The organism is Bradyrhizobium sp. Leo170 (assembly GCF_004296405.1).
Taxonomy (GTDB): Bacteria; Pseudomonadota; Alphaproteobacteria; order Rhizobiales; family Xanthobacteraceae; genus Bradyrhizobium.
In genome coordinates, this window is sequence record NZ_PSRR01000308.1 from 1 (window position 1) to 10,362 (window position 10,362).

Consider the following 10,362-nt stretch of genomic DNA (forward strand, 5'->3'; position numbering starts at 1 on the left):
GCCGGCCTTTGCGACGAAGAAGCCGCCAGCCGCATCGTGGATGCGGCGCCCGCCGCTGTCGAGCGTCTCGCGCGGCTCGGCGTCGGCTTTGACCGCAGGCCAGATGGGGGCTGGCAGCTCGGGCTCGAGGCCGCGCACAGCCGCAAGCGGATCGTTCACGCCACCGGCGACGGCACAGGGCGCGAGATCATGCGCACATTGATCGCCGCCGTACGCCGCTGTCCGTCGATTACGCTGCTCGAGGGTTTCGAGGCCCGCCAACTCCTCGTCGAGGACAACGCGATCAAGGGCGTGCTCGCTGCGAACGAGCATGGCTCGCTCGTCATTCCGACCAACCGCGTCGTGCTGGCGACCGGCGGCATCGGCGGCCTGTTCCAGGACAGCACCAATCCGATGGGCTGTTTCGGCCAGGGGTTGGCGCTCGCGGCCCGTGCCGGCGCCGTCCTCTCCGACCTCGAATTCATCCAGTTTCACCCCACCGCCTTCGACGGACCGTCGCGGCCGATGCCGCTGCTGACCGAAGCGATCCGCGGCGACGGCGCGATCCTGATCGACGAGACCGGGCAGCGTTTCATGGCGAATGAACCGGGTGCCGAGCTCGCGCCGCGCGACATCGTGGCGCGCGCGGTCTGGCGCCGTCGCGCGGAAGGACATCGCGTCTTCCTCGATGCACGGCAGTATCCGGGCAAAGATTTCGCGCAGCGTTATCCTGTCATCAGCGCGTTCTGCAGGATGGCCGGGATCGATCCGGTTGACGATCCGATCCCCGTGCGTCCGGCAGCGCATTATCACATGGGCGGGATCGCCGTTGACGGCGGAGGCCGCAGCACGGTGACGGGCTTGTGGGCCTGCGGCGAGGTCAGCCGCACCGGCCTGCACGGCGCCAACCGGCTCGCCAGCAATTCGCTGATGGAAGCCATCGTCTGCGCGCAATGGGTCGCCGAGAGCGTCAATGCCGTGCCTCGCAGCGCTACTGCTCCGCGCGCGCCGACCGCACTGCCGCCCGCATCCGATCTATCGATGGTGCGGTCGTTCGTATCGCAGGCCCTCGGCGTGCTCCGCGATCGGCCCTCGATCGAGCGCGCCATTCGCAATCTCTATCCGATGGCCAGGGGGAACGGCGCCACCGCCGATCCGGCGCTGGTCGGATTGATGATCGCTGTCGCTGCGCGCGAGGAAAGCCGCGGCGGCCACTACCGCACCGACTTTCCGGACACCTTGCCGAAGGGCGTGCCCTCCACCTTCACCCTCGCGGAAGCGCTCAGCGTCGCCGGCGAGATCATCGAATCCGAACTGCCGGTCAGGAGCGTTCAGTCGTGACGTCAAATCCTCTTCTGCCCCTGATGTACGAACCCCTGGTGCGGACCGCGCTGCTTGAGGATCTCGGCCGCGCCGGCGACATCACAGCGGACGCGATCGTGCCCGCCGACCAGCGCGCTTCGCTCGCGTTGCGTGCGCGCCAGCCGGGCGTCATCGCCGGCCTCGACGTGGCGCGCTGCGCCTTTCAAACGATTTCACCGGCGATACGCATCGAGATCGAACGCCCTGATGGCAGCGCCGTGGCCCCCGGCGACACGATTGCAACCATCAACGGGCCGGCGCGCGCGCTGCTGACGGGCGAGCGAACTGCGCTCAATTTCCTCTGCCACCTCAGTGGCGTCGCAACGGCAACGGCGTCGTTGGTCACTGCCGTGAAAGGCACGCGCGCGCGGATCGTCTGCACCCGCAAGACCACGCCCGGGCTGCGTGCACTGGAAAAATACGCCGTGCGTGCCGGCGGCGGCAGCAATCACCGTTTCGGCCTCGACGACGCCGTCCTGATCAAGGACAACCACATCGCACTTGCCGGCAACATCCGCACCGCGATCGAACGCGCCAAGGCGCATGTCGGCCATCTCGTCAAGATCGAGGTCGAAGTCGACACGCTGGCGCAGCTCGAAGAAGCGCTGGCGCTCGGGATCGACGCGGTCCTGCTCGACAACATGACGGTCGACGATCTCAGGCAGGCCGTGGCGATGGCCCGCGGCAGGGTGATCACGGAAGCATCGGGCCGCATCACGGCCGCGACCGCGCCCGCGATCGCGGCGACCGGCGTCGAGCTCATTTCCGTCGGCTGGGTCACACACTCCTCGGCCGCGCTCGATATCGGGCTGGATTATCTTTAGATCGCAATGACGCTGCGTTCGGGCACGCTCTCAAAGAGCTGCCCGCGCGCCTTCCTTGCGATAGTAGAAAACCTGCCGCGCCCTGACCTCGTTCTCAACAACCCCGATCAGACCGACCAGCTTTTCGGAGGTGCGAACCTGCACAATGTCAGGTGTCACCACGAAGACGGTCGCTTCATCATAAGGCGTGGCGCTCATGATCATATTGCGTGTCTCAGCGACGACGTTTGCCCATGCCTTGGCGTGGCGCTCGGACCTCGCGAAATATGAGGTGCATGTCTTGAGCGCCAGATCATAGGTCGCTTCCATGGATGGCATGGCTATCGACGGATATTCCCGATCGAAATAGACGAGCGCGTCGGTCAAATCGGCCGTCACTGCCGGACGGTGCGCTTCGGCGAGCGCCTGCGCGTGGTTGAAGCAGACGTTGTTGAACATCCACGACCGCTGCGCAAAGCTCGTTTCTGCGAATGCGGCTGCCGCCTTGGGCACGAAACTGAACCACCAGCGCGCGATCTCGAGCAACTGGAATCGGACGTTGTACTGCTCCCGCACGAAATCGCCGGGCGCAAGCACCGCGAGCGCCGCGATGCGATCCGTATCGAGCACGCGCAGGCTGGTCGCCGCAACCGTTGCCGCGGCTCCAAGATTGATCAACAGGGCCGCGGCGCGATCCGGCTCCTCGAGCATCGAATCGTTGAAGGCATCGGCAGCCAGGAACGAATCCCACAGCGCATTGGCGATAATGAGCCGGATCAGGGAATGCTCCTCGGTAGCCGCCAGCAGCGGAGACGAGGCACGCGGAACGTAGCTCACCAGAGAGGGATTGTGCCCGACATAGGGACAGGTGATTGCCGTGTTGATCCGCTTCGATCCGGCCGTGAAGCTGCCCCAGAAGGCATTGAACGCAGGCGACAGAAAGTTCGCCAATATCGTCTCACGGGACTGGGCCGGCGATGCCGATGTCCTCTCGCCCGCGGCCGATCTCATCCGCTCGCGAATATCACGCGACGTCGCATCCATCAGCGCAAGGCGCATTTCGCCGTCTCCGACGGGTGCAGGATAGGTATCGCGCGTTTCGAAGAAATACTGGCCGCGCAGAGATCCGTTGGCCCGCAGCACGGCGATGCCATGTCCCATCACAAGCATGCGGGAACCGGCTGATGTGCTCAGGGTCCAGGCGATCTGACCATTGCCCACCGGCAGGCCCGCATTCACGCCTTCGAAGGCGATGCGCTCCTGAGCGCAGGTCGCACGCGCCGCCACCTGGATCGGGTCGGAGGCGCTGAAACGCGCTTTGGCCCGCCGCAGATAGTCCTGGCGGGCGGCGAGCAGGGAATTGCGCGCAATGACCGCTTCGCGCTCGGCCGTGAGCCGATCGTTTGGCAGCGGTCGCAGGGCCGGCAGCGTGCGTAGCCAGGCTGCGTTGAGATTGGTCATATTGCGGAGTGAACCGAAGCGCCTGTCGAGCAGCTTGATCGCGGGATCGATTTCCCCAAAACCGCTGCCGTCCTGTATGCCTTTTGCCCGACGCGGATCGCCCTTCATGATGGCCATGAACTCGTCGAAGATCGCGACGTAATCCTTTGCGCCCATCGCGACGAGCCCGCGGCGACAATTGTCGAGCGTCTGCTCGCTCATCCCACTGTTGTGGGCAAACTGGCCATGGCCGCCGTTGTTGACCTGGGCCAGATCGTAATCCGCGTGATAGCTCCAGAATGCCTCCGCGACGACCTCGCCGGAGACCAGATGGGCCGGGCCAATCGCCCAATTCACGAAATCGACGACGGTAGCGACCAGATCGCCGTCATCGGCCATATAGGCGTCGGGGATAAGGATCTCACGTGCAACCACCCCCTGAGGCTCAAGCGCGCGCCGATCCTCATCGTTCTCAGTCATCTGTATGCCCCGCCCCAAATGCCCCCTCTTCTACAGACACATCGGCGAGGCCAAATCCGCAATGCAAACGTGAAAAAAACTGTCACATGGTGGCTGGATACCGCGCGAGGTCCAAGCGGGCCCCTTTCATAGCCATTCGCAGCGCGGCGGAACCAGCGGCGCGCGATCTTCGGGCTGGATCGATAGAGCGTGAGATTATTCAGCCGCTGCGCCCGGCGACGCCTTGCTCTGGCGCGTCAGGCGACTGCTGCGCCGGAACACCGAATAGGTCGCGAGCGCGAAGAGGATCACGAGGAGCTGCAGCGACAGCGCTTCCAGCGTCGGGTTCAGGCCGAGATCGGCGAGCCAGGACAGGCTCTTCACTTCCGTGAACGGCAGCAGCGCCTGCTCCTGGAATTCCTGCACGGCCTCGCCGATGAACTTGATCGCCATCACGAACAGGAAAGCCGAGGTCAGGATGAACAACGGCCGCAGCGGAATCTTCTGCGCGATCAGGTTGATGAAATAGAACAGCACCGCAAGCGCAATGGTGGCGGCGCCGAGTCCGGCAAACAGGCCTGCGCTCCAGCCGCCCTCGGTGGTCGCCAGCGCGTTGATGAACAGCACGGTCTCGGCGCCCTCGCGGAACACCGCGAGGAAGGCGAGCGCGCCGACCGCCCACACCGTGTCCTGTGCCAGCGCAGTATCGGCCTTGTGCGCGAGATATTCCTTCCAGCCCTGCGGGTCCTGCTTCACCATCAGCCAACCGCTGACATAGAGCATGAGGCCCGCGGCAAAGAGGATGATGATGCCCTCGAGGATGTCGCTGTGCTCGCCCGAATTCAGCACCGCGAACAGCCAGGCCGCGATGATGCTGGCGCCGACCGCAGCCAGCGCGCCGCCATAGAGCGCCTGGATGCGATGGCCGGCACCGACCTTGGACAGGTAGCCGGCGAGCGCGGCGATCACCAGCATCGCCTCGAGTCCTTCGCGCAGCAGGATGACCGCGGCCTGAATGAATGCAGACGACATCAGCGAACCTATTTTGGCCCGTTCTATCGCCAGGGATTTTCAAGTAAAGCGCTGTCGGCCTGCACGATTTCGTCAACGCCCGGACCGCGCAAAAAACCCGCGCAAAACGGGCATTTCTTGCGGCGACGATAGATTAGAATAGTTCAACTCAACCAGGTTGCCCGACCGGCATGGCAAGCTTTGCCTGCCCCACTTCGCGGCGTCGCGGCAGCAGCCGCTCGACCTGAAGGACCGCCAGCGTGAGCACCACGATCGCCACCGCCTGGTGCATGAGCGCGAGATCGATCGGCACCTGGTTCAAGAGCGTCAGTATCCCGAGCGTCGCCTGCAGCGTGATCGCCGCCACCAGCCACCAGGCGCCGGCAATCGTCTCGCCGCGCGCGCGCGAATGGATGGTGTCGATCGCATGCAAGATCGCCAGCGCCAACAGCGCATAGGCGGTCATGCGGTGCTCGAACTGCACGGTCAGCGTATTGTCGAACAGATTGCGCCACCAGGGCTGCTCGAAGAACAGACGCCCCGCGGATGGAATGAAAGCGCCATCGATTTCGGGCCAGGTGTTGTAGACCTTTCCGGCACGCAGGCCCGCGACCAGCGCGCCGAAATAGAGCTGCAGGAAGGTCACCGCCAGCAGCAGCAAGGCCGTGATCTTCAGCCGCAACGGCGCCGGATTTGGCGGCCGGTCGCCAAGCCGCCGCACCGTCCAGACGATCGCCGAATAGATCAGGAGCGCCAGTATCAGATGGACGGCGAGACGATATTGCGAGACCTCGACCTTCTCGGAGAGGCCCGAAGCAACCATCCACCAGCCCACCGCCCCCTGCAACGCGCCGAGGCCGAAGATCAGCCAGAGGCGCCGCTTCAATTCGCCGTCGGCGACGGCGCCCCGCCACAGGAAATAGAGGAACGGCAGCAGATAGGCGATCCCGATTACGCGCCCGAGCAGGCGGTGGCTCCATTCCCACCAATAGATCGTCTCGAACTCGGCCAGCGTCATCCCGGCATTGAGCTCGCGATATTGCGGGATCTTCTTGTAGCCCTCGAAGGCTTCCGTCCATTGCGCCTCGGTGAGCGGCGGCAGCGTGCCGGTGACCGGCTTCCATTCGACGATCGAAAGCCCGGATTCGGTGAGCCGGGTGGCCCCGCCGACCAGCACCATGAGCGCGATGAGGGCTGCGACCGAAAGCAGCCACCAGCGAACGGCGGCATTTTGGGAGGGCTCGGAGACGGAACGTGCGGTCATCGGTCCTGCTTGATCGGATTGGCGCGCCCCTTATAGTCCGCCTCCTCGCAGGCGCAAGGCGCGCTTTGCCTCACGAGTTATCGATCAACCGGCCATGAATATACGCACCCGCAAGCTGCTTGGAACCATCTTCCTGCTGATGCTGGTGGTGGTGTGGTCGCTGCTCGGGATGACGGTCGCGCAGACGCCGTGGCTTGCCAATTCAGGCCTGCTGCAGGCGATTTTCTATGTCGTGGCCGGGCTCGGCTGGGTGCTGCCGGCGATGCCGATCGTGGCCTGGATGTCGCGGCCCGACCGCGTCTAGATCTGCACACGCAGCGTCGGTCGGACCCGGCGAAAACATCACCCCCGAGAGCAGCACGCGCATCATACGCAACGAGCGCTGGCTCCCGTCCCAGCACACCCGCGGCAGCACGTGCAGGTTGGTGCGCCCCTGCGCTTCCACGATCCCTCCGATGCTCGACACCGCGCTGTCAAAGCCTGTCTCGCCAGCCATCAGCACATGCACAGGACGAAAGCTCTCGCGGTCTCCGAACGGATAGGCAAGATGCCTGACCTCGCGGCGGATGCCGGCCTCGAGCACCGCCCTGCCCATCGCCATCTCGCGCTCGGCATCAACGTCGCGCAGGTTCGACAGCGCCGGATAGTTCACGGTCGCACTGCCGATCGTGACATTCGGATCGGTCGCGAGCATCGTGAGATCGCTCCAGTCCATCGAAGCGCTGCGCGACAGTGCTGCCAGATCGACGCCGTAGCGCTTGCAGAGATCGTTGATCGCGACGGAGAGATCCGGTGGCGCCAATGTCCGCATCCATTTCGAGAGGAAGTCGTAGAGCTCGTATTTTTCCGCCACACCACGAATCGAAAAATGCAATTCCTTGCGCTCGATCACGAGGCTGATGCGGCTCTCGCGCGCGATGATCTTCTCCAGCGCCAGCCACCACGCCTCCCCTAGCCCATCCGGAAACGCACTCGGCAGGTAGATGGCGAAGGGCACGCCATGCTTCGACAGCACCGGATAGGCATCCGTCGCCAGATCCTTGTAACCGCCGTCGAACGTCAGGCAGGCAAAGCGGCGCGGCAGCGGCAAGGTGACGGCGCGGCGGCAGGCTTCGTCGATCGAGACGATATCGTAGTTCCAGCGCTCGAGCGCCCGGATCGTGCGGTCCAGGAACCGAGGGGTGATCTCGCACGAGGCCAGCGGCTGGAACCGCTCGCGGCGGCGCGGACGCACGCGCTCGAAGCGCAGGACGATGCCAGCCCCGCCGGTCTGCCGCTGCCGCAACCACGCATAGCCTGAGAAGTAAGCGAGCTCCATCTGCGCCCGCTTCAAGAAGGTGATATCCGACACCACGTCCCGCCCCCGATCCGGCGGTTTCCAGGCGCCGTCTAACGATTGTTATTACTCTTTGTTGACATTTCCCTGCGAAGGTCGCCCAAGCCGAATTGTAAATAATCGATTAATACCGGACTCAGCAATGACCATGGCTGCCGCGATCGAAGCACGAACGGCGGAGTTGGAAGCGTGGTCGAAAACAAGCCGCGTCACCGGTGTCGACATCATCCGCGATCTCGAAGCCGCCGAACCGACATGGCGCAGCTTCGAAAAGCAGTTCTGCACGCCCTACCAGCGCTTTGATTTTCTCGCCGCCTGGCAGCGGCAGGTCGGCGCGCGCGAGGGCCTCACACCCTTCATCGTGATCGGTCATGATGGCGAGCGCCGGCCGCTGTTCGTGCTGCCGCTGACGCTCGAGACCGCTCTTGGCGTGCGCTGCGCCACATTCATGGGCGGCAAGCACGCCACCTTCAACACGGCGCTGTGGGACCGCGACCTCGCCGCGGGCGCAACGGCTGCCGATCTCAGGACCATGGTCTCGGCCATCGCGGCGCGCGGCGAGGCCGACGTGCTCGCCTTGCAACAGCAGCCGCTCAACTGGCGCGATCTGCCGAACCCGCTGGCTCTGCTGCCGCACCAATCCTCGGTGAATGACTGTCCCCTGCTCGCCATGGAGCCCGGCGTCGAGCGCACCACCCTCATCAGCAATTCGTTCCGGCGGCGATTGAAGGGCAAGGAACGCAAGCTGCAGCAGCTCGCCGGCTATCGCTATCAGGTCGCCGCCACCGACGCCGATGTCACGCGGGTCCTGAACTGGTTCTTCCGCGTCAAGCCGCAGCGCATGGCCGAACAGAAGCTGCCCAACGTCTTTGCCGAGCCGGGCGTGGAGGATTTCATCCGCTCCGCCTGCCTGACCGAGGTTCCGGGCGGCGGCCGCGTCATCGACATCCACGCGCTCGAGTGCGACGACGAAGTGATCGCGATCTTCGCCGGCGTCGCCGACGGCCATCGCTTCTCGATGATGTTCAACACCTACACGATGTCTGCCAGCGCCAAGTTCAGCCCCGGCCTGATCCTGATGCGCAACATCATCGATCACTACGCCGCGCTGAACTACCGCGCCCTCGACCTCGGCATCGGCTCGGACGAATACAAGCGGCTGTTCTGCAAGAGCGACGAGCCGATCTTCGACAGCTTCATTCCGCTCTCCTGGCGCGGCAGGCTAGCGGCAAGCGCGATGTCCGGCATCGTCAGCGCCAAGCGGCTGGTCAAGCGCAATCCCGCGCTGTTCGATCTCGCGCAAAACCTGCGCGGCATGTTCCGCTAGAGCATGATCCGGAAAAGTGGAGACCGGTTTTCCGAAAAGATCATGCTCAAACAAAGAACTAGAGCGGGATGACGATTCGAAGAAAAGTCATCATGCTCTAGGCGCGCATCATCTGCCACCGCCATGCAGCTCATGACTATGAGCCGCCGATCTGCCTGCCATCGATTTTGCGACATCGCGAACGCATGCGACAAATATCTCGGCGGCCGGGCTCAACGTGCGATTCTTCAGCGTCACAATGGCCGCCGACACAGCCGACGTTCGCGGCAGCTTGACCGGAAGTCTCTTCAGCGACAGATCGCGGCCGCTGAACTGCACAATCGAGCTTGGAAGCAAGGTGACGAAGTTCCCGGTCGCAGCGAGCCTGCAGCAGAGGTGAAGCGACAGCGTCGTGACGGGCGTGCGAGGCATGCTCAATCCGCTTTCGCGAAACAGATCAGCCGTGGCGGAGCCTGGAAAAGTGTCCGGCGGCGGCAATATCCAGGCTTCATCGGCAAGGTCGGCCAGGCTGACCCTGGAACATCGCGCCCATTTGCTTCGCTGCCCCACAACCACAACACGCGGGTCACTTAGCACAGGCTCCACCGCCAGATCTTCCTCGGCGAACGGCGTCGGGATCCAGCCCAGCAATAGATCGATGCTCCGCTCGCGCAGTTCGCTGTAACGCGCGGTGCCGAGCACCATCTGCGCGACATTCAGGCGGATACCTGGATGGCGCCGCGTGAACCGATCGATCACCGCTGGAAGCAGACCGGCTGCGACGCTCTCCGAGCTGCCGATGCGGAGCTGTCCGACGGTTGGATCGGCAAGAAATTCGAGTTCTTCCAGCCCCTGCATCAGCTCGTCGAATATCGTCGTGCCGCGCTTGATGAGCGCGCGCCCATACGGCGTGGGCTCGATGCCGTTGCGGCCGCGGTCGAGAAGCCGAAGCCCGAGTGCATGCTCCATGTCGGCGATCGCTCTCGACACGGCCGGTTGCGAAATCGCCAGTTCGGCCGCGGCCTTTGCCATGCTGCCCCGCTGAGCCACAACGAGCAGGATATGGAGATCGCGCAGCTTGATGCGGCGCCGGGCTCGCTCAATGGATTGCATGTCCGATCCTTATCAAAACAGTTATGAAACCCTCACATACTAGCATTGGACGGATATGCCCGCCTCAAGCATCCTCATGGTCCCGATCCAGTCGTTTCAGACGCGGAGGACCCGATGGCTTGGATGGTGATGACGCGCCGCGATGTGCTGGCAATGTCAGGGGCCGGCGTCGCTTTCTCCGCCGCCGGTCTCGTGCCGCAGAGCATCGCCGAGCCGCGCCTGAAGACCGCGCATATCCTGACAGGGTTCACGCCCGGGCTCCCCGATGCCGTGGCAAGGCTCGTCGCCG

Annotated in this window: 9 protein-coding genes; 4 read left to right on the forward strand and 5 right to left on the reverse strand. The window is 64.2% G+C overall.

From position 1 onward, the window contains the following. Together CWO89_RS34330 and nadC are read left to right on the forward strand one after the other, a co-directional pair. On the forward strand, positions 1-1,320 hold a 1,320-nt coding region (locus tag CWO89_RS34330; protein ID WP_130582892.1), incomplete at its 5' end, for an L-aspartate oxidase. Next, positions 1,317-2,165, forward strand: coding sequence for a carboxylating nicotinate-nucleotide diphosphorylase (nadC, locus tag CWO89_RS34335; protein ID WP_130582893.1), 849 nt, complete (start codon positions 1,317-1,319; stop codon positions 2,163-2,165). The genes CWO89_RS34330 and nadC, both read left to right, overlap by 4 nt. A gap of 30 nt (positions 2,166-2,195) precedes the next feature. On the opposite strand, the gene CWO89_RS34340 is transcribed toward nadC, so the two are convergent. The 3 genes from CWO89_RS34340 to CWO89_RS34350 form a co-directional block, all read right to left on the reverse strand. Beyond that, entirely contained in the window at positions 2,196-4,064 is a 1,869-nt protein-coding gene (locus CWO89_RS34340; protein ID WP_130582894.1) for a DMP19 family protein, read from the reverse strand. A gap of 195 nt (positions 4,065-4,259) precedes the next feature. After that, the gene (locus CWO89_RS34345) at positions 4,260-5,075 is read right to left on the reverse strand and encodes an FTR1 family iron permease (protein WP_130582895.1); all 816 of its coding nucleotides are present in this window, start codon (positions 5,073-5,075) and stop codon (positions 4,260-4,262) included. A 148-nt stretch (positions 5,076-5,223) separates the two neighbouring features. After that, positions 5,224-6,318, reverse strand: coding sequence for a COX15/CtaA family protein (locus CWO89_RS34350; protein ID WP_130582896.1), 1,095 nt, complete (start codon positions 6,316-6,318; stop codon positions 5,224-5,226). Positions 6,319-6,412: 94 nt separating this feature from the next. Between CWO89_RS34350 and CWO89_RS34355 the strand changes: the two genes are divergently transcribed. Continuing rightward, a complete protein-coding gene (locus tag CWO89_RS34355; RefSeq protein ID WP_130582897.1) occupies positions 6,413-6,622 on the forward strand; it encodes a DUF2842 domain-containing protein in 210 nt (69 codons plus the stop codon). On the opposite strand, the gene CWO89_RS34360 is transcribed toward CWO89_RS34355, so the two are convergent. Next, positions 6,521-7,672 (reverse strand): polysaccharide deacetylase family protein, encoded by a 1,152-nt coding sequence (locus tag CWO89_RS34360; RefSeq protein WP_130582898.1) that lies wholly within the window; start codon positions 7,670-7,672, stop codon positions 6,521-6,523. The genes CWO89_RS34355 and CWO89_RS34360 overlap by 102 nt on opposite strands. Positions 7,673-7,796: 124 nt before the next feature. On the opposite strand from CWO89_RS34360, the gene CWO89_RS34365 reads away from it, so the two are divergent. Then, a complete protein-coding gene (locus tag CWO89_RS34365; RefSeq protein WP_130582901.1) occupies positions 7,797-8,981 on the forward strand; it encodes a GNAT family N-acetyltransferase in 1,185 nt (394 codons plus the stop codon). 108 nt (positions 8,982-9,089) lie between these two features. On the opposite strand, the gene CWO89_RS34370 is transcribed toward CWO89_RS34365, so the two are convergent. Further along, positions 9,090-10,073 (reverse strand): LysR family transcriptional regulator, encoded by a 984-nt coding sequence (locus tag CWO89_RS34370; RefSeq protein ID WP_130582899.1) that lies wholly within the window; start codon positions 10,071-10,073, stop codon positions 9,090-9,092. Between the last annotated feature and the right edge of the window lie 289 nt (positions 10,074-10,362).

Excerpts from the sequence above, each read along its gene's own strand:
- CWO89_RS34340 (WP_130582894.1), bottom strand. The coding sequence starts at position 4,064 with ATGACTGAGAACGATGAGGATCGGCGCGCGCTTGAGCCTCAGGGGGTG.
- CWO89_RS34345 (WP_130582895.1), bottom strand. The coding sequence starts at position 5,075 with ATGTCGTCTGCATTCATTCAGGCCGCGGTCATCCTGCTGCGCGAAGGA.
- CWO89_RS34350 (WP_130582896.1), bottom strand. The coding sequence starts at position 6,318 with ATGACCGCACGTTCCGTCTCCGAGCCCTCCCAAAATGCCGCCGTTCGC.
- CWO89_RS34355 (WP_130582897.1), top strand. The coding sequence starts at position 6,413 with ATGAATATACGCACCCGCAAGCTGCTTGGAACCATCTTCCTGCTGATG.
- CWO89_RS34365 (WP_130582901.1), top strand. The coding sequence starts at position 7,797 with ATGACCATGGCTGCCGCGATCGAAGCACGAACGGCGGAGTTGGAAGCG.
- CWO89_RS34370 (WP_130582899.1), bottom strand. The coding sequence starts at position 10,073 with ATGCAATCCATTGAGCGAGCCCGGCGCCGCATCAAGCTGCGCGATCTC.